Source organism: Ruegeria sp. AL1 (assembly GCF_056540905.1).
In genome coordinates, this window is sequence record NZ_JBQFXP010000008.1 from 69,513 (window position 1) to 88,134 (window position 18,622).

General features: G+C 58.5%; 15 protein-coding genes. 8 read left to right on the forward strand and 7 right to left on the reverse strand.

What is annotated here, in order from left to right; genetic code table 11:
• Nucleotides 1-121 precede the first annotated feature (121 nt).
• From ACRZ9X_RS13805 to ACRZ9X_RS13825, 5 genes are all read left to right on the forward strand, one after another.
• Complete coding sequence (locus tag ACRZ9X_RS13805) at nucleotides 122-1,960, forward strand: ABC transporter ATP-binding protein (RefSeq protein WP_480519789.1); 1,839 nt, start codon at nucleotides 122-124, stop codon at nucleotides 1,958-1,960.
• Nucleotides 1,957-3,789, forward strand: a complete 1,833-nt coding sequence (locus ACRZ9X_RS13810) for an ABC transporter ATP-binding protein (RefSeq protein WP_480519791.1) — start codon at nucleotides 1,957-1,959, stop codon at nucleotides 3,787-3,789. The genes ACRZ9X_RS13805 and ACRZ9X_RS13810 overlap by 4 nt, the downstream gene beginning before the upstream one ends.
• A 138-nt stretch (nucleotides 3,790-3,927) precedes the next feature.
• Nucleotides 3,928-5,157, forward strand: a complete 1,230-nt coding sequence (locus ACRZ9X_RS13815) for a class I SAM-dependent RNA methyltransferase (RefSeq protein WP_480520107.1) — start codon at nucleotides 3,928-3,930, stop codon at nucleotides 5,155-5,157.
• A gap of 14 nt (nucleotides 5,158-5,171) precedes the next feature.
• On the forward strand, nucleotides 5,172-5,957 hold the full coding sequence (locus tag ACRZ9X_RS13820; RefSeq protein ID WP_480519793.1) for an ion transporter: 786 nt from the start codon (nucleotides 5,172-5,174) through the stop codon (nucleotides 5,955-5,957).
• A 61-nt stretch (nucleotides 5,958-6,018) separates the two neighbouring features.
• Nucleotides 6,019-6,537, forward strand: coding sequence for a L,D-transpeptidase family protein (locus ACRZ9X_RS13825; protein WP_480519795.1), 519 nt, complete (start codon nucleotides 6,019-6,021; stop codon nucleotides 6,535-6,537).
• Here the strand turns inward: ACRZ9X_RS13825 and ACRZ9X_RS13830 are convergent.
• The 6 genes from ACRZ9X_RS13830 to cysQ all read right to left on the reverse strand — a co-directional run bounded on the left by ACRZ9X_RS13830 (nucleotide 6,521) and on the right by cysQ (nucleotide 13,589).
• Nucleotides 6,521-7,978: a nodulation protein NodH gene (locus ACRZ9X_RS13830; RefSeq protein ID WP_480519797.1), complete on the reverse strand. Its 1,458-nt coding sequence runs from the start codon at nucleotides 7,976-7,978 to the stop codon at nucleotides 6,521-6,523. The two genes, ACRZ9X_RS13825 and ACRZ9X_RS13830, sit on opposite strands and share 17 nt — an antisense overlap.
• 6 nt (nucleotides 7,979-7,984) lie before the next feature.
• Entirely contained in the window at nucleotides 7,985-9,685 is a 1,701-nt protein-coding gene (locus ACRZ9X_RS13835; protein WP_480519799.1) for a DUF5927 domain-containing protein, read from the reverse strand.
• The gene (locus tag ACRZ9X_RS13840; RefSeq protein WP_480520109.1) at nucleotides 9,682-10,668 is read right to left on the reverse strand and encodes a glycosyltransferase family 2 protein; all 987 of its coding nucleotides are present in this window, start codon (nucleotides 10,666-10,668) and stop codon (nucleotides 9,682-9,684) included. Before ACRZ9X_RS13840 ends, ACRZ9X_RS13835 begins: the two co-directional genes overlap by 4 nt.
• 175 nt (nucleotides 10,669-10,843) lie before the next feature.
• Nucleotides 10,844-11,887: a glycosyltransferase family 2 protein gene (locus ACRZ9X_RS13845; protein ID WP_480519801.1), complete on the reverse strand. Its 1,044-nt coding sequence runs from the start codon at nucleotides 11,885-11,887 to the stop codon at nucleotides 10,844-10,846.
• A 104-nt stretch (nucleotides 11,888-11,991) separates the two neighbouring features.
• Nucleotides 11,992-12,792, reverse strand: a complete 801-nt coding sequence (locus ACRZ9X_RS13850) for a 3-deoxy-manno-octulosonate cytidylyltransferase family protein (protein WP_480519803.1) — start codon at nucleotides 12,790-12,792, stop codon at nucleotides 11,992-11,994.
• Nucleotides 12,792-13,589, reverse strand: a complete 798-nt coding sequence (gene cysQ / locus ACRZ9X_RS13855; protein ID WP_480519805.1) for a 3'(2'),5'-bisphosphate nucleotidase CysQ — start codon at nucleotides 13,587-13,589, stop codon at nucleotides 12,792-12,794. The genes ACRZ9X_RS13850 and cysQ overlap by 1 nt, the downstream gene beginning before the upstream one ends.
• A 122-nt stretch (nucleotides 13,590-13,711) precedes the next feature.
• Between cysQ and ACRZ9X_RS13860 the strand changes: the two genes are divergently transcribed.
• Nucleotides 13,712-14,533, forward strand: a complete 822-nt coding sequence (locus tag ACRZ9X_RS13860) for an ABC transporter permease (protein ID WP_480519807.1) — start codon at nucleotides 13,712-13,714, stop codon at nucleotides 14,531-14,533.
• On the opposite strand, the gene ACRZ9X_RS13865 is transcribed toward ACRZ9X_RS13860, so the two are convergent.
• A complete protein-coding gene (locus ACRZ9X_RS13865; protein WP_480519809.1) occupies nucleotides 14,530-15,132 on the reverse strand; it encodes an alpha-ketoglutarate-dependent dioxygenase AlkB family protein in 603 nt (200 codons plus the stop codon). The two genes, ACRZ9X_RS13860 and ACRZ9X_RS13865, sit on opposite strands and share 4 nt — an antisense overlap.
• A gap of 215 nt (nucleotides 15,133-15,347) precedes the next feature.
• On the opposite strand from ACRZ9X_RS13865, the gene dnaK reads away from it, so the two are divergent.
• Both dnaK and dnaJ read left to right on the forward strand, forming a co-directional pair.
• On the forward strand, nucleotides 15,348-17,255 hold the full coding sequence (gene dnaK, locus ACRZ9X_RS13870) for a molecular chaperone DnaK (protein ID WP_480519811.1): 1,908 nt from the start codon (nucleotides 15,348-15,350) through the stop codon (nucleotides 17,253-17,255).
• Nucleotides 17,256-17,329: 74 nt separating this feature from the next.
• Nucleotides 17,330-18,478, forward strand: coding sequence for a molecular chaperone DnaJ (gene dnaJ, locus ACRZ9X_RS13875; protein ID WP_480519813.1), 1,149 nt, complete (start codon nucleotides 17,330-17,332; stop codon nucleotides 18,476-18,478).
• The last annotated feature ends 144 nt before the right edge of the window (nucleotides 18,479-18,622 follow it).

Consider the following 18,622-nt stretch of genomic DNA (forward strand, 5'->3'; position numbering starts at 1 on the left):
GGACTGCGAATGTATTACGGGATCTGGGACAGCTAAGGCTGAACACTTGACCCGTAGGGGTGGTGTTCAGACGCCATCTTTCTTCGCATGACCTATTATCTGCTCAATCGGAGCACCCTCTATGTTTCGCTATTTCGAAAACCTTGTAGACCCTTTTGTCGCCTATGAAGAAACCGACACGCCGCCCACGCGGCTGTGGCCCTTCATGCTGGAATACTCGCAGCCATTCTTCCGCGTCTTCGCCTGGACCGCGCTGATCTCGGTCGTCGTGGCGGCGGTTGAACTTGGGCTGATCTACTACATGGGCCGCATCGTCGATCTGTTGAACGGCTCACCTGCTGAACTGTGGCAGGCGCACGGGACCGAACTGGTGCTGATCGCGCTGTTTGTCCTGTTCCTCAGGCCGCTGTTGCATGTGGTTGATGTGCTGTTGCTGAACAACGCGATCCTGCCCAATTTCGGCACGCTGATCCGCTGGCGGGCGCATAAACACGTTCTGCGTCAATCGGTTGGCTGGTTCGAGAATGACTTTGCCGGGCGCATCGCCAACCGCATCATGCAAACGCCGCCCGCCGCTGGTGAGGTGGTGTTTCAGGTGTTCGACGCCATTTCCTTTGCGCTGGCCTATATGATCGGCGCGGCCATCCTGCTGATCGCGGCAGATGCGCGCCTGTTGCTGCCCTTGCTGATCTGGTTCGTGTTCTATGGCGCGCTGGTCGCATGGACGGTCAAGCGCGTCGGCCCGGCTTCGCAAGCGGCATCTGATGCACGGTCGACCGTGACAGGGCGGGTGGTGGACAGCTATACCAACATCCACTCGGTCAAGATGTTCGCGCATGATACGCAGGAGATGGATTATGCGCGTGAGGCGATCGAGGAAACGCGCCGCACCTTTCAGGTTGAGATGCGGATCTTCACCATCATGGATGCCGCTCTGGTCACGCTGAACGGGTTCCTGATCGTCGGTGTGTGCGGCTGGGCCATTGCCCTGTGGATGCAGGGTAGCGCATCGGTCGGCGTTGTCGCCGCGGCCACGGCGTTGACGCTGCGGCTGAACTCGATGACCGGCTGGATCATGTGGGCGCTGACCAGTTTCTTTCGTGAACTGGGGATCGTTGCCGAAGGGATGCAGACCATCGCGCAGCCGGTTGGCTTGCTGGATGATGCGGATGCAAAACCCCTGCGGTTGGAGAAAGGCCAGATCGAAATCCGCGACCTGTCGCACCATTATGGCCGCGAAACCGGTGGGCTGGATCATGTCAGCCTGACCATCCAGCCGGGTGAAAAGATCGGCCTGATCGGGCGCTCGGGTGCCGGTAAGTCGACCCTAGTCAAGCTGCTTTTGCGGTTTTATGACGTCGAACGGGGTGCGATACTGATTGACGGTCAGGATATCGCTAAGGTCACGCAGGACAGTCTGCGCAGCCATATCGGCATGGTGCAGCAGGACAGCGCCTTGCTGCATCGTTCGGTTCGGGCCAACATCCTCTATGGTCGACCTGACGCGACCGAGGAACAGATGATCGCCGCCGCCAAACAGGCCGAAGCGCATGATTTCATCCTCGATCTGCAAGACCCGCAGGGACGCAAGGGTTACGACGCTCATGTGGGCGAACGTGGTGTGAAACTGTCCGGCGGTCAGCGTCAGCGGGTAACGCTGGCGCGGGTGATCCTGAAGGACGCGCCGATTTTGCTGTTGGACGAGGCGACATCCGCCCTAGATTCCGAGGTCGAAGCTTCGATACAGGAAACGCTCTACGGCATGATGCAAGGGAAAACCGTGATCGCCATTGCCCACCGGCTCAGCACCATCGCCCAGATGGACCGTATTCTCGTCATGGATGGGGGCCGCATCGTAGAAGAGGGCGGCCATTCTGACCTGTTGGCGCAGGGCGGGCTTTACGCCCAGTTCTGGGCGCGGCAATCTGGAGGCTTCCTGAACCCGGAGGCCGCCGAATGAGGATTGCCGACCTCATCCAACCGTTCAAAGACACCGACACGCCCCCGCCGCAAACGCTGGGGGCGTTCATTCGCTGGGCGTTGTCCGGCGCATGGCCGATGCTGTTTGTCGCCGCCTTCTTCTCGGCCACCGCAGGCGCGATGGAGGCTGGAACGGCGTGGATTCTGGGCCGTGTCATCGATGTGGCGACGCTCGGCGGGCCGGATGCGTTTCTGACCGGCAGCAATCTGTGGATGATCCTCGGGGCGGTGGCGTTTTTCATGCTGCTGCGCCCGGTGTTCTTTGGCCTTTCAGCGTTCTCGAACAACTATGTGGTCATGCCCAATATCCCGCCGCTGGTTCTGGCCAAGCTGAACCGCTGGACGCTGGGACAGTCGGTGACCTATTTTGACGATGATTTTGCGGGCCGGATCGCACAGAAACAGGTTCAGACCGCGACCGCGCTGACCTCGGTGGTTTCGGAAACGATCAGTGCGATTGTGTTTGCGCTGGCCTCACTTGCGGGCTCTTTGCTTTTGTTAGGGTCTATTCATCCGCTGGTGATGCTGCCCTTTGTGCTGTGGCTGACCGTCTACTTCCTGTTGGTCCGCTGGTATCTGCCACGCATCCGCAAACGCTCGGGCGCGCGGGCCGGGGCGCGGGCGATGGTGTCGGGGCAGATCGTGGATACGATCACCAACATCAAAACCGTCAAGCTGTTCGCCCATGCCCAGCACGAGGATCAGGCCGCACGCACCGCGCTGGTCGACCTCCGAAAAAAGGCGCTGGATTTCGGCCTGCTCTCGGCGAGTTTCCGGTTCATCCTGATGACGCTGGCCGGAGTGCTGCCGGTGATGCTGATCGGCGCGACCCTGTGGCTGTGGCAGGCGGGCAATGCGACCACCGGCGATATCGTGGCGGCGGGGGCCGTGTCTGTGCGCATCTCGCAAATGACCGGCTGGGTCAGTTTCACGCTGATGGGGCTTTATGCCAATGTCGGCGAGATCGAAAACGGGATGCACACGCTAACCAAGCGCGACCGGGTTGAGGATGCCGCAAATGCCGCCCTGCTTGCGGTGTCTGACGGAGAGATTGCGTTCGATCACGTCAGCTTTGCCTATGGCCGGAATGTGGGTGGCGTGTCGGACCTGCATTTCACCGCCGCCCCGGGTGAGAAACTGGGCATTGTCGGTGCGTCGGGTGCTGGGAAATCGACCTTGGTTTCGTTGCTGCTCAGACTCTATGACGGGGAAAAGGGCACTATTCGCATCGACGGTCAGGATGTCTCGGCGGTGACGCAGGACAGTCTGCGCCGCCAGATCGGCATGGTCACGCAGGAAATCGCGATGTTCAATCGCTCCGCGCGCGAGAATATCCTCTACGGCCGCCCCGACGCGTCCGAGGCCGAGATGATCGAAGCCGCCACCAAGGCCGAGGCGCATGAATTCATCCTTGGCCTGCAGGACGCGCAGGGCCGCAAGGGTTATGACGCGCATCTGGGGGAACGGGGCGTGAAGCTTTCCGGCGGTCAGCGGCAACGGATCGCGCTGGCCCGCGCCATCCTGAAAGACGCACCGATTCTGGTGCTGGACGAAGCCACATCGGCGCTGGATTCCGAGGTCGAGGCCTCGATCCAGGCCGCGCTGCATCGGGTCATGCAGGGTAAGACGGTGCTCGCCATCGCCCACCGCCTGTCGACTCTCAGCGAGATGGATCGGATCATCGTGCTGGATCAGGGGCATATCGTTGAAAGCGGCACGCATGGTGCGCTGCTAGAGCGCGGCGGGTTATACGCAAGGTTCTGGCACCGTCAGTCTGGCGGGTTCATTCAGGCAGAAGCGGCAGAATAAGGGGCCTTTGCGTTTCTCACAAATCAAGCATCGGAATGCGCGTTCGACCGTAGGGAGAGACAGCGTATTTCGATCCAAAGTACACGCAAAGGACCCAAAGGGGTTTTGTTGCCTGCAATCCCCCGGTATCAGGCCCCCATGACGCAGCAATACACCATAACCCGCCTTGGCCATCAGGGTGACGGCATCGCCGACGGACCCGTCTACGCCCCGTGTACCTTGCCGGGTGAGGTGGTCAGTGGCACGCTGGTTGGTCAAATGCTGACCGATATCCGGGTCGAAACACCCTCGGACCAGCGGGTGAAAGCGCCCTGTCGGCACTATAAGGCCTGCGGCGGCTGCCAGTTGCAGCACGCGGCCGATGATTTCGTGGCCGGCTGGAAGGTCGACGTGGTGCGCAACGCGCTGGCCGCGCAGGGGCTCGATGCCCCGATGCGGCCCATTCACACCTCGCCCGACCGCTCGCGCCGCCGTGCCACCATTGCGGTACGGCGCACCAAGAAAGGCGCCTTGGCCGGGTTCCACGGCCGCGCATCGGATACGATCACCGAGATCCCCGATTGTCACCTTTTGCATCCCGATCTGATCGCCGCCATTCCGGTGGCCGAGGCACTGGCTCTTCTGGGAGGCAGCCGCAAGGGTGTTCTGGCCGTGACGCTGACCCTGTCCGAGGTTGGTCTGGACGTGTCGGTCAAAGGCGGCAAGCCATTGGACGGCCCGCTGGAACTGGCGCTGGCACAGGCAACCGAACATCACGGCCTCGCCCGGCTGAGTTGGGAGGGTGAGGTGATCGCCATGCGCGAACCCCCGATCCAACGGTTTGGCCCCGCCACTGTCGTGCCGCCGCCGGGTGCCTTCTTACAGGCCACAAAGGACGGAGAACAGGCTCTAATACAGGCCGTTTCCGAGGCTACGCAGGGCGCAAAGCGTATCGCAGACCTGTTCTCGGGCTGCGGAACCTTTGCCCTGCCTTTGGCGCAAACCGCCGAAATCCACGCGGTCGAGGGTGAGGGTGAAATGACCAAAGCCCTGGATCAGGGCTGGCGCAGGGCACAAGGTCTGAAACAGGTCACGACCGAGGCGCGCGACCTGTTCCGCCGCCCGCTGATGCCGGATGAGCTGAAAAATTTCGACGCGGTGGTCCTTGACCCGCCGCGCGCCGGGGCCGAGGCGCAGGTGAGCGAGCTGGCACAGGCCAAACGCCCGGTGATTGCTTATGTTTCGTGCAACCCTGTGACCTTTGCCCGCGACGCAAAGACGCTGGTTAACGCGGGATACACCCTTGAATGGGTACAGGTGGTTGACCAATTTCGATGGTCGTCACACACCGAACTTGCCGCCCGGTTCACCCTGAACTCGAAATCCTGACAGGAGACACCCGCATGGGGATCGCCCAACGCCTGCTGCCCATCATCGAAGCGCCCGCTTTCGGGAAATTCATCACCGGCGTGATCATGTTCAACGCGGTGCTGCTGGGCATGGAAACCTCGCCCACGCTGATGGAGGTTGCGGGCCCCCTGATCGTGGCGCTGGACAAGCTGTGCCTGGCCATCTTTGTCGCGGAGATCGCGATGAAACTGATCGCGACCGGGCGCAGGTTCTTTACAAGCGGTTGGAATATCTTTGATTTCATCATCGTGGGCATCGCGCTGGTGCCCAGCGCCGGGGCCCTCTCGGTGCTGCGGGCGCTGCGGATTTTGCGGGTGCTGCGGGTGATCTCGGTTGCGCCACGCCTGCGCCGGGTGGTCGAAGGCTTCATTTCGGCCCTGCCAGGCATGGCCAGCGTGTTCCTGTTGATGGCGATCCTGTTCTATATCGGCGCGGTGATCTCGACCAAACTGTTCTCGGCCACCTTCCCCGACTGGTTCGGCGATCTGGGTCTGTCGGCCTATACGCTGTTTCAGATCATGACGCTGGAAAGCTGGTCCATGGGCATCGTCCGCCCGGTGATGGAGGTTTATCCCTACGCCTGGCTGTTCTTTGTGCCCTTCATCATGGTGACCACCTTCGCCGTGGTGAACCTGCTGGTCGGTCTGATCGTGAATTCGATGCAGGACGCACACCATGCCGAGGATGAGGTCAGAACCGATGCCTATCGCGACGAGGTGCTCGAGCGGCTGGAATCCATCGAACGCCGTCTAACCGAACAGGCGCACATCAAAAAGTGATTTCCGTTTTGACGGGTCTGACGTAATACTTGCAAAAAAAGAGCAGCAGGCAGTGAAACTCATGGATCGTCGAGCATTTGGATTGGGTGCGGTGGCTACGCTGAGCCTTTCAGCATGTGCCTCAGCCAGCCCCAGATTTCTGGCTTATGATGGCCCCGAGGTGACCTCGTTGGTCATCAACAAGGGTGCGCGCAAGCTTTATCTTTTGCATAACGAGCAGATTCTGAAGGAATACAAGGTCGATCTTGGCTTTGCCCCGGCGGGTACCAAGACCAAGAAAGGCGATGGACGCACGCCCGAGGGCACCTATCGGATTGATCGCCGTAACCCGCGCAGTCGCTATCATCTGTCGCTGGGAATTTCCTACCCCAATTCAAAAGATATCGAACAGGCAAGGGCCGCCGGTGTCGATCCGGGTGGGGATATCTTCATTCACGGACAACCCAACCGCCGCGCCGAACGCAAGCGGGCGAAGAAAACAGTCGACTGGACTGCGGGGTGCATCGCCGTGAAAAACGAAGAGATGGAAGAGATTTATGCAATGGTGACTGAAGGCACCATAATCACTCTGCGTCCATGATCCGGTTTTCAATGGGCGCCCATGGACCGAACCCGAAGCTCAGATAGTCGCGGGGATACGCAGCTTCGGCTTTTTGTTCCAGAGTGGTGTCGTAAATCTGGACAAGCGAATACGGCTTGTCATTTGGCGGTGGACGTACCGAGGGCGGGTTCGCCACACCGATGTCTCGTGCCAGTTTTGGCAGCGCAACGGCAATCTCCTCTTCGCGCAATATAACATCGGGCAAGGCGAAACGTGCCATACCTTCCAGCGTCTGCGCCTGACCACACCACGTCCCGTCGACGCGAATGGGTGTTTGTTCCGCCAGAATAGGCCGCAGCATATCGAGAAACGCAGAAAACGCGGCATGATGCTGATCGGCGCCATATGATTCTGGTTTGTCCTTTTCAGGAAGCGGCACGTTATACCGCCTTTGTAACATGTTGCGGATGGCCACATAGGCGCCGGGACCGGTGCCGAGAATATGTTTGCAAAACACCGTATGCGCACGAGCCAAAGGATGACGCAAAACTGTAAATTTGCGGTGCTGCGGGTTTGATTGCATCCAGTGACGCACCTGTTTCTGGTTTTGTCCGGTCAGAACATCTTCAGACCCGGCCCGGTCCAGATTGGCCAGCCAAGTGGTGATCTCATCCTCGGGCCCACCCCGGATCGGCAGGTACATCAGAGGCGCGCATGCGGCGCAGACATATCGGGATACGGCAGGCCCGCGTGCAGGTTCAAAATTGGGGATCTGGTGCAGGTTGAACCTGTCTTGCCAGGATAACGCGCGCTCCATGTCTTGTGGATTGGCGACCTTGGACAACGCAGGAGCGGGGTTTTGGCGTTTCAGCTTTTGGTTCGTTGCCTCAAGGCGCGCCTCAACACCCAACCAGGTTGCGAGGCCGTTCAGAACGTCCAGATCATTCAGGTCGTCATAGTCGATGTAATACCCTGTCTGCCCGGTCTTCTGCAAATGGCTGCGTATGGTCTGCTGGAACTGTGCGCGGTTCGCCAGTTGCCCGGCAAATTCGTCAGCGTCGAATGTGACCAGCGCTTCTCGGCGTTGTTTGATGTTGACCAGCCGCCACTGCTTGGTTTCCACCGCAATTTTCCAAGAGATATAGCTGTCCAAAGGGTTGCGCGACAAAACGATCTTGGCACAGCGCGGATCGTCCAGAGCAGGGCTCAGCACACGGATGTCGTGATCGCTGAAGAACCGAAATCCGTTCAGATCGCCCGGAGCGTTTCGTATGGCGTCTATCAGCGCAAAGGGGTCACGTTCACGGTCTTCAAGTTCAAAGCCAAGCAGTCCATCCAGCTTTGGCAACCCGACAAAAAAGGGATTGAACGCCTCTCCGAAGCAGGTGACGCCGTCCAGCGCATTTAGGTGCGCCTCAAGCAGGTTCGAGCCGGTGCGCATATCCGCAAGGACGATGAAATAGTCGAACTTTGACCCCATGTCGGCTTATTTCACCAAATACGGCTTTGGATACCGCCGGGTCTGAGGGCCAAACACGTCATCGGGTGGGAAATCTCCCATCAGGTATGGATGCATACCCTGGTTCTTCAGGTTCTGCAGGAACTTTCCGAAGCCGCTCAGATCGACCAGTCTGGGGGCTTCAGACAGGTGGGTCGGTTCGGCAAGGCCAATTTCCTCGGTCACGCTGAAAAGAGCTTCCATCGGAGCTTCCAGGAAATCAGCCAGCGACCAGATGTGAATGCGGGCCTTGGCCCGGGCGGAATCCAGAATCTCAAGCTGTTTGGTTTCAATTTGCTGAAGGCGCGCGGCCTCGCACCGGATGTCCGAAAAATTCAGGTTTGACCGGAACAGCGCCAAAGCCCAGGCGCCGGTTATGATCGACATTTGGGCATTCTTGTCACGGGCCAGAAACGCGTTGATCTTCTGGGAATCCGCCGGGCCAAACTGGAAACACTGTCGCTCACCACGGGTGTTCCAGATCAGATTGGTCAGAAACGCCGTTGGATTATAGTCGCGCAACGTCGCACTGTCGCAGAGCGCGCCGTTGGTCAAGTCCGTCTCACCAAAGAACTCCGTCCGGTCTGGCGCAAACAAATGCCCATGCACCCGCGCGCCTGTTGCATGCGCGAGCCAGGGTTCGAAATCCTCAAAAACCTCGGAAAATCCCTGAAAAACGGAATAGGGAAAGGCCGTCAGGCCAAATTCCTTGCCCTGACGCGGAAAGCAGCTTTGCATATACAGCCCGTCCCGACCGCGCGTACGTCGTTCGACCGCCTTTGAGAACAGGCGATCTATTTTGCCCGGGTTCGGTTCTGCCGGTGTCATCGCATTGTCCTGATCGGTCAGAAACGCCTGATACAAACGATCTGCTCGTGGCCAGACCTTGCGCGCCACAAAGCAATCGGACCGGCGTAGTAACTGCATATGATCATCATAGAACATATGGGGTCGGCCCTGATAATCGAATTTCGACAAGGTCAAGGATCGGCTTTCGATATGCGTGGAATAGAGCCGGGCAAGGGTCTGGAAATAGCTTTCATCCGGTATCCAGACCTGTCGGAAATACCGGTCATAGGTTTTTCGCTTGGGGTCTTGCAGGATCGCGGACAGAGTTTGCCGCGTGAGGCACCACCATTGGCTACCCATATGCGGAACCAGACCATCGGGGACTTTGCGCCGCAGTCCGGTTGCCCGTTGCAATCTGACATAGGCGTCGAACAATTTGCGCTGCTTACGCCAGGAAAACGGAAACCGCAGCGTAAACCGCTCCAGATCCAGCCCGCCGATGGTCCAGGTCACGTCGCGGGTTGTTGCGCTTTCGATGAAATCAACACGCGGCCGATCCGCCAGATATTCCACAAGGTCGCGCACGGGGCGCAACGGCAGACAGGCACCTGATGAGAGGTACACGTGACGAACTTCCGGGAACCGGTCCAACATCAGCTCGGCCGCCGATTGTGATGCGGCGACAATGCCCCATCTGCCCCACTCGCAAATGTGGCGGTCCGAAAACAGGATAAGAGGGTTGTCGGCGCAGGATGCCACAAATGCATCAAACGTGGCTGGTGCGACCTTGCGATCCACATGAATCACAACCGGGCAGCCCGCGGCTGTCCAATGCCGCGCGACCTGTTCCGCGCGGTCCAGAGCGGTGTGCACCAGCATGACGATACCAAGACCGCTCATGCCCAATTGCCCTTGGACATCAGACCCAGAACTTCAAGCTGACGCCAGTTGATGTATTTCTCGGACCATTGGTTCCAGAAAACAGGCTTGTCGCTCAATTGTTCGGCATAGGCCAAATACTCACCCGATGCCCGATAATGCTGTTTGCGCGAAAGCTCTTCCCGGGTTTTGTCGCCCAGGGTGTTGATCAGTTTGGCATGTAGCAACGCGCCACTTGTCTTTTCGCCACCCTGTTCTTCATAAACGTGGTTCAAGCCGCGTGGCAGCAAGGCGTGGGTCGAACTGACATAGACGTAACGTCGGTGCCATTTGACCAGCGGAATCTTGTTCAGCGCCGGCGCCTTGGAGGGGGTCTCGTGAAAAAATACCCGACCGCGGGGGCCCCCTTGTATCCAAAGGTTTTCATAGGTCGGATTGCGCGAGATCATGTAGTTCCCGGAATCAAACCACGCGGCGATCTCGAACGGATCCTGCCCTTCGTGATAGGGTGCGTTTTCGATCGGACCGTCAGGGTACATATCGATCAGCATGGTGCCGAAACTGCGCACCCCGGTATCGTCCAGCCACCCGGTCAGGGCCTGAATGGGGCGGGTGTCGCAAAACGGGTAGATAAAGAATTCATCCGGATCGACAGTCAGAACCCAATGCCCGTGCGCGTATTTGCGTAACAGGTAATTGGACCAGTCGATGCCATATGTCGAACGTTTGTAACTTGCCGTTGTGTGCCAGACCGAGACATCCGGTTGCCCGACCAGATAATCGGCGGTACCGTCGTCGCTGTTGTTGTCAACAAACAGAAAGTGGTCGATGCCCAGTTTCCGGTAGTAATGCAGGAAATACGGCAGGCGGATTTTTTCGTTGCGCACAACGCTCATCAACAAAACACTGTCCGGTCTTATCGCAGAGGTCTTGTTGGCCAGGGGTTTCACCTCGCGCCGCTTTCGGATGCACCTCAGCAAACGGCGCTTGCGCCGCAATCTCATGCGATAGGAATCCAATAGGCTCACGCGACGGCCCAACCTTCATATGATACGCGAGCATGCCCGGGGTGGTTGAAACCTGAGTGGTGCCGGACAATTGACGTTTTATGACATTTTTACACCTTGCGAGGCAACGGGTTTAAATCCGGTTTACTTCCCCGCGAATTGCGCCCGAACCTTACGGGCCGTCTTTGCCCGGTTGCAGCAGCCCAAGCTGCGCCAACTGTTCCCAGCTTTCATAGCGGACAGAGTGCGGTGTCCATAAGTTGGGTTGGGCTGATATTCCATCGTAATAGACACTAAACTCGTCCGGATCGTGAAAATGCTGCTTTCGCTCTTTCTCGATCCGCGACTTGCCGATGATCTCGGGCAGGAACTTGGTATGCAGCAATACGCCAGAGGGCGCGGAGCCGCCGGGGCCATCATAAGCAAAGTTCAGCCATCGGGGCAGAGCAGAGTGTGTTGAGTTGACATAAGCATACCGACGGGACCACCGGACAAGGGGGATTTTATTCAAGGTCGGCGAGCGATGTCGCCGGGTGGCAAAGAATGCGCGTTCGCGAACACCGCCCTGAACCCAGAGATTTCCCAGCGGGTTCTGACGCTGTGCGCGGTAAGGTCCTTTGTCGAACCAGGTGAGCAGATGGGTCGGGTCAGTCTGGGGGTCATAATCCTGCGCCCCAAGCGGAGTTTCTGGATAAAGATCCAGCATCAGCGCCCCGAAGGCTGTCTGCCCCGATTGGTCCAGCGTACGCGTCAGGTCCTGCAAGGAACGCCCGTCGTAATGGGCGTATATCAGCAGCTCATCCGCATCCACCATAAGCGTCCAGTGCCCGTGACAATACCGCATCTGCAGCCAGGTCAGCCAATCCAGCCCAAACCGCGCTGCGCGATAGCTGGCACCGGTCTGCCATAACGAGACATCCGGCTGGTCAAGCAGGTAGGCTACCGATCCGTCATCGCTGTCATTGTCAACGATCAGAAAGTGGTCAACGCCCAGCCGTCGGTAATGACGGAAGAACCACGGAAGGCGCGTGATCTCATTTCGCAACGTCGTGACGGCCAGAATCGCGTTTGGCCCGATTGATCGGGTGCGGTCTGTCAGACAGGTCAACTGATGACGGCTTCGGAACGAACGCCACAAAAGGCGCCGCCGTTTCAGCCGCAGCCGATATTGCGACACCCATCCAATGGTTGCGGGGTGTAAGTTGTCCTGTACCACCTCTGCTTGAAACCCCGGGGTCTGCGTTCTGGATCAGTGTCCGTCACGTCGTACATTTTAGTCTCTAATAAAGGTTTTCCGGCAAGGCTTGCCCACGTTTTTCGTTAGTCCAGCCCCATCGCGACCATCATCTCTTCGATCTTCTGAACGTCCTGCGGGTTGTTCAGTTCCCAGAACTGACGGCCTTTGGCCTCGACCTCGACGCACAGAACTTTACGACCGTTTTCCATGAAGCGCAGCTGCTCTAACCCTTCCAGGGTTTCCAGCGGTCCGGTCGGCCAGGTGGGATAGGCTGCCAAAGCGTCCGGTCGGTAGGCATAGACGCCGACATGGTGAAAAACCGGGGTCGCCTCGGCATCGGTGTAGGTGTCAGACGTGTAGGGGATGACCTCTTTCGAGAAGTACATCGCGCTGTGATCATGGCCGAACACGGCCGTTGTTCCTCCGACACGGTCATGTTTGCGGTCATTCAACAAGCTGTTCAGTGCTTCACCGTCACAGCGCAATACCGGCGTGGCAACACCCGCATCCGGTGCGTCGCGCAGGCCGGTTATCAAATCCTCGACAAACCAATGTGGTGTCAGGGGCGCGTCGCCCTGCAGGTTCACTACAATGTCGTAACCTTCCCCTAAAACGCCATGCGCTTCGGCACAGCGCTCGGTGCCGTTCCGGCATGTCTCGGACGTCATGACAACCTCGGCCCCGAAACCTTCGGAAGTCTCGCGAATGCGGTCATCATCTGTTGCAACGACAACTCTGTCCGCGCCTGAAACCGACATAGCGGCACGCCAGGATCGCTCGATCAGGGTCATGGATCTTCCGTTGGCCCCGGTTAATGGCACCAGCGGTTTGCCGGGATAGCGGGTCGAGGCATAGCGGGCGGGGATTACAATGGCGACGGACATCAGGCCTCCTGAAGGTCAACGCCCGGAGCGTAGGCGATGAAGAACGGGTTTGCATAGCCATCCTTGCCATAGGTCAACGGCGAATGATCATCAAAGCGCACCACGTTGCCGCCTGCGCCGGACAGAACCGCATGACCTGCGGCTGTGTCCCATTCCATCGTGCGGCCCACACGGGGATACAAATCGGCCTCACCTGTCGCGACCAGACAGAACTTGAGCGACGAGCCCGCGCTTTTGCTGTCTTGCACCTGATATTTGTTGATGTAGTCCTCGGTTGCCTGATCGCGATGCGACTTGGAGGCGACGATCAGCAACGCCGAATTATCCGGTTTAGAGACTGATATTTCCGAAATCTCTCCGGGTTGCGTCTTGTCGAGCGCCCCGGTTTCCTCGACCGACTGACCGTCAGGCTGGGTATAAAACATTCGCTGCCGGGCCGGCGCGTAAACGACACCGCGCGTGGGTACGCCGTTTTCGACCAGCGCAATATTCACGGTGAAGTCGCCGCGCCGATTGATGAATTCCTTGGTACCATCCAGCGGATCGACAATCAGGAACGTATCACCCTTTTCCAAATGCGAATCCGCCTGTTCCTCGGTCACCAGCAGGATGTCGGGGAAGGCTTCGCGCAACCCGGCTGAGATCAGCGCATCCGCCGCCTCGTCCGCCTCGGTCACGGGGCTTGCGTCGGATTTGACCTTTACGTCAAAATCATCCGCCTCGTAGATCTCCATGATCTTGTCTCCGGCTTCCAGGGCCAGGCGTCTGATGACGGGAATAAGCGCGTCGTAGGTCACAAAAAAGCTCCGTTATTGCGGTTTGTTGATCCAAAATCCTGACGGACTTATGATGCCAAGGAAACGGAACAGCAAGAAATTCGTGCCAGATTGACGGCGACACAGCAGGAAAGAGACAACAGGTGTTCCACTACAAGCGAAATCGGTCACTTCTGGGCGGGGCATTCACCACTGCAGAGCTGATTTTTCACGCGGTTGTGCGCAACATCCGGTCCCAGCATGCCAATGCGGTGGTGGCGATATTGATGAATATCCTGCAGGTGGTCCTGGTTGCCATGGCTTTCTATTTCATTTTGTCTTTCATGGGGGCCCGGGTGGCAAAAATCCGGGGTGAGTTCATTCTCTTTCTGCTGAGCGGCGTCTTCCTGTTCATAACGCATATCAAGGCAGCCGGGGCGATTGGGGGCGTCGGTGACGGTAATAACCCTATGCGTTTGCATTCCCCTATGAACATGATGGTTGCGTTATTGGCTGCTGCCTTTGGTTCGTTTTATACCCAACTTGTTTCCATCATCGTCATTCTGTTCGTCTACAGCGTCACTGTTTCTCCGCTGGAGATACAGGAGCCCGGCGGGGCGTTTGCGATGTTGGTGCTGGCCTGGTTCACCGGATGCTCTGTGGGGCTGGTGTTTCTGGCGCTCAAGCCATGGTTTCCAAATACGGTTGCCATTCTGAAGAACGTCTATCGCCGCATGAACATGGTGTTCTCGGGCAAGATGTTTGTGGGCAACGCGCTGGGCGGTTTCATGCTGACCATGTTTGCCTGGAATCCGCTGTTTCACATCATCGACCAGTGCCGCGGTTTCGTGTTCCGCAACTATTTCCCGCGCAACTCCAGTTGGGAATATGCACTTTGGGTCGGCATAGTTCTGACCATGATCGGATTGCTGGCTGAGTTCTACACCCGCAAGCAGGTCTCGAAAAGCTGGGATGCCCGCCGCTAGGTGGCGACACGCAGCGTCAGGTTGATCCGCCCGCCTTTGGGCAACAGTCTGGACGAGCCAAACCGGATACGGTCCACCCCGTGATAAGCCAGCCGCGCCGGGCCGCCAATGATCACCACATCGCCGGAACTCAGCCAGATGGACTCGGTCTTGCCGCCGCGCGTGGTGTTGCCGATGCGGAACAGCGCGTCATCGCCTAGGGACACGGACAGAACCGGCCAAGAGAAATCAGCCTCGTCCTTGTCCTGATGCATGCCCATTTTAGTGCCGTCGCCGTAGTAGTTGATCAGGCAGCAATCGGGGTCGCGATCACGTCCAACCAGCCTGTGCCAGATCGTCAATACGGGTTGTGGAATCTCGGGCCAGACCATGCCGCGCGGGTGCTGCGCCTGATAGCGATAGCCGCCCCGATCCGTCACCCAGCCCAACGCCCCGGCCGAGGTCATGCGCACCGACATTTCCTTGCCCGATGGTGTAACGGGCCGAAACAAGGGCGCGGCCTTCAGAATCGGGCGCAGCGCTTCGACAAGCTGAACCTGCGCGTCCCCGTCCAGAAACCCTTTACGGATATCGAAATCGCGCAAAACCAGCCGCGCCATGCCAGAATCCCCAAACCTTGCCAAAACCTAGCCAAAAAAGGCCACAGAATCCCTAAAACCAGCGTTTCTGAACGCTTGCAGGCCCCAGATTGCGCCCTTATATACGCCGGGACGCGCGATGGTGTAGAGCCATTCGTGCACAACTGATCGGGGCAGGGATGCCATAACGGGTCCCGGCCTCGGGACATCGCCTTGAAGAGAAAGGGATTGCAAAAATGGGAAAAGTAATCGGGATTGACCTCGGCACCACCAACTCGTGTGTGGCCATCATGGACGGCTCGCAGCCGAAGGTCATCGAAAACGCCGAAGGGGCGCGGACCACGCCCTCGATCGTCGCCTTCACCGAAGATGAGCGTCTGGTCGGTCAGCCTGCAAAACGTCAGGCGGTCACCAACCCCGACAACACGATCTTTGGCGTCAAGCGCCTGATCGGCCGTCGTGTGGATGATGCAGAAGTCGAAAAAGATAAGAAAATGGTGCCGTACGCCATCGTCGATGGCGGCAATGGCGACGCGTGGGTTGAAGCCCGCGGTGAAAAGTACTCCCCAAGCCAGATCTCGGCCTTCACTCTGGGCAAGATGAAGGAAACAGCTGAGAGCTATCTGGGTGAGGACGTCACACAGGCGGTCATCACCGTTCCGGCGTACTTCAACGACGCCCAGCGTCAGGCCACCAAAGACGCCGGCAAGATCGCCGGTCTCGAAGTGCTGCGGATCATCAACGAACCAACGGCGGCCGCGCTGGCCTATGGTCTGGACAAAGAAGAAACCCAAACCATCGCGGTCTATGACCTTGGTGGTGGTACTTTCGACGTGACCATTCTGGAAATCGACGACGGATTGTTCGAGGTCAAATCGACCAACGGCGACACCTTCCTGGGTGGTGAAGACTTTGACATGCGCATCGTCAACTACCTTGCGGATGAGTTCAAAAAGGAACACGGCGTCGATCTGTCTGCTGACAAGATGGCCCTGCAGCGTCTGAAAGAAGCCGCTGAGAAAGCCAAGATCGAGCTGTCCTCGACCTCGCAGACCGAAATCAACCAGCCGTTCATCTCGATGGGCTCGAACGGTCAGCCGCTGCACATGGTCATGAAACTGACCCGTGCCAAGCTGGAATCGCTGGTTGGCGACCTGATCAAGAAGTCGATGAAGCCCTGTCAGGCGGCTTTGAAAGACGCCGGCCTGTCGGCTGGCGACGTCGATGAAGTTGTTCTGGTCGGTGGTATGACCCGGATGCCGAAAGTCATCGAAGAGGTCACCAAGTTCTTTGGCAAAGAGCCACACAAGGGTGTGAACCCGGATGAGGTGGTTGCCATGGGTGCCGCCATTCAGGCCGGTGTTCTGCAGGGCGACGTCAAAGACGTGGTTCTGCTGGACGTAACGCCTCTGTCGCTGGGCATCGAGACACTGGGTGGCGTGTTCACCCGTCTGATCGACCGCAATACGACCATTCCGACCAAAAAGTCTCAGGTCTTCTCGACTGCCGAGGACAACCAGAACGCCGTGACCATCCGTGTATTCCAGGGTGAGCGTGAAATGGCTGCGGACAACAAGATTCTGGGTCAGTTCAACCTTGAAGACATCCCGCCCGCACCGCGCGGCATGCCTCAGATCGAGGTGACGTTTGACATTGACGCCAACGGCATTGTCTCGGTTTCGGCCAAGGACAAAGGTACCGGCAAAGAGCAGAAGATCACCATCCAGGCCTCGGGCGGTTTGTCCGACGAGGACATCGAAAAGATGGTCAAGGACGCCGAAGAGAACGCCGAGGCCGACAAGGAACGCCGCGAGCTGGTCGACGCCAAGAACCAGGCGGAAAGCCTCATCCACTCGACCGAAAAATCGATGGAGGAGCATTCGGACAAGGTGGACCCGACCACGATCGAAGCGATCGAGCTGGCCATTGCCGCGCTGAAGGACGAGCTGGAAACCGAGAATGCCGACAAGATCAAGTCGGGCATCCAGAACGTCACCGAAGCGGCCATGAAGCTGGGCGAAGCCATCTACAAGGCGCAAGCCGAAGAAGGTGAAGAAGAACCGGCAGCAGCAGATGCTGCGCCGGGTGACGATGACATTGTCGACGCCGAGTTCGAAGATCTGGACGACGACAAGCGTAACTAACGGGTAACCTGGCCAAATTGGGCCGGTCCGCTCGCCGGGCCGGCCCGATTACGTTGAGGCAGAAGGAAATACTGATGTCAAAACGCGACTACTATGATGTGCTCGGCGTATCCAAGGGCGCATCGGCGGACGAGATCAAAAAGGGTTTTCGCAAGAAGGCCAAAGAACTGCATCCCGACCGCAACAAAGACAACCCGGATGCCGAGGCGCAGTTCAAAGAGGCTAACGAGGCCTATGACATCCTGCGCGATGCCGACAAAAAAGCCGCTTATGATCGCTTTGGCCATGCCGCCTTTGAAAATGGAACCGGTGGCGGGCGTCCCGGTGGCGGTTTTGGCGGGCAGGGTGATTTCTCCAGCGCGTTCTCGGATGTGTTTGACGATCTGTTCGGCGATTTCATGGGCGGCCAGCGGGGTGGCGGTGGTGGACGCCGCGCAGCCCGCGGATCCGACCTTCGTTATAATCTGCGCGTATCGCTGGAAGAGGCGTTCTCGGGCCTACAGAAAACGATCAGTGTCCCGGCTGCGGTCGCCTGTTCGGCCTGCGATGGTTCCGGCGCAGAAGGTGGCGTGGAACCCACAACCTGTCCAACCTGTTCCGGAATGGGAAAAGTCCGTGCGCAACAGGGCTTTTTCACCGTTGAACGTACCTGCCCGACCTGCTCGGGTCTGGGTCAGATCATCAAGAATCCCTGCAAGTCCTGCAATGGCGCTGGCCGCGTTGAGAAGGAACGTGCCCTGTCCGTGAACATCCCTGCCGGTGTCGAAACTGGCACCCGCATCCGTTTGGCGGGTGAAGGTGAGGCCGGAATGCGCGGCGGCCCTCCGGGCGATCTCTACATCTTTGTCGAGGTGTCAGACCACAAACTGTTCGAGCGCGACAGCGTGAACCTCTATTGCCGCGTGCCGGTCAGCATGGCCAAAGCAGCGTTGGGCGGTTCCATAGAAGTGCCGACCATCGATGGCGGCCGCGGTCGCGTGCAAATTCCGGCCGGCAGCCAGTCAGGTCGTCAGATGCGCCTGCGTGGCAAAGGCATGCCCGCCCTGCGCGGCGGTGGCGTGGGTGATATGTTCATCGAACTGGCTGTGGAGACCCCGGTCAATCTGACCAGCCGCCAAAAAGAACTGCTCCGAGAGTTTGAAGATCTGGGTGAAGATAACCACCCGGAGTCCAAAAGTTTTTTCTCCTCCGTAAAGTCCTTTTGGGACGGGATGAAGGGGTAAGGCAGGTGATAGGGGGCTCTGCCCCCGCCGCGGCAAGCCGCGACTCCCCCGGGATATTTTGGGCCAGATGAAGTTTGGATCCCCAGCTTCATCTGGCTACAAATATCCCGGAGCGCGAGGCAGAGCCTCGCAAAAACCACTTGA

Bases quoted from the DNA above. Each gene is read 5' to 3' on its own strand.
- ACRZ9X_RS13805 (WP_480519789.1), top strand. From the start codon at position 122: ATGTTTCGCTATTTCGAAAACCTTGTAGACCCTTTTGTCGCCTATGAA.
- ACRZ9X_RS13810 (WP_480519791.1), top strand. From the start codon at position 1,957: ATGAGGATTGCCGACCTCATCCAACCGTTCAAAGACACCGACACGCCC.
- ACRZ9X_RS13815 (WP_480520107.1), top strand. From the start codon at position 3,928: ATGACGCAGCAATACACCATAACCCGCCTTGGCCATCAGGGTGACGGC.
- ACRZ9X_RS13820 (WP_480519793.1), top strand. From the start codon at position 5,172: ATGGGGATCGCCCAACGCCTGCTGCCCATCATCGAAGCGCCCGCTTTC.
- ACRZ9X_RS13825 (WP_480519795.1), top strand. From the start codon at position 6,019: ATGGATCGTCGAGCATTTGGATTGGGTGCGGTGGCTACGCTGAGCCTT.
- ACRZ9X_RS13830 (WP_480519797.1), bottom strand. From the start codon at position 7,978: ATGGGGTCAAAGTTCGACTATTTCATCGTCCTTGCGGATATGCGCACC.
- ACRZ9X_RS13835 (WP_480519799.1), bottom strand. From the start codon at position 9,685: ATGAGCGGTCTTGGTATCGTCATGCTGGTGCACACCGCTCTGGACCGC.
- ACRZ9X_RS13840 (WP_480520109.1), bottom strand. From the start codon at position 10,668: ATGAGATTGCGGCGCAAGCGCCGTTTGCTGAGGTGCATCCGAAAGCGG.
- ACRZ9X_RS13850 (WP_480519803.1), bottom strand. From the start codon at position 12,792: ATGTCCGTCGCCATTGTAATCCCCGCCCGCTATGCCTCGACCCGCTAT.
- ACRZ9X_RS13865 (WP_480519809.1), bottom strand. From the start codon at position 15,132: ATGGCGCGGCTGGTTTTGCGCGATTTCGATATCCGTAAAGGGTTTCTG.
- dnaK (WP_480519811.1), top strand. From the start codon at position 15,348: ATGGGAAAAGTAATCGGGATTGACCTCGGCACCACCAACTCGTGTGTG.
- dnaJ (WP_480519813.1), top strand. From the start codon at position 17,330: ATGTCAAAACGCGACTACTATGATGTGCTCGGCGTATCCAAGGGCGCA.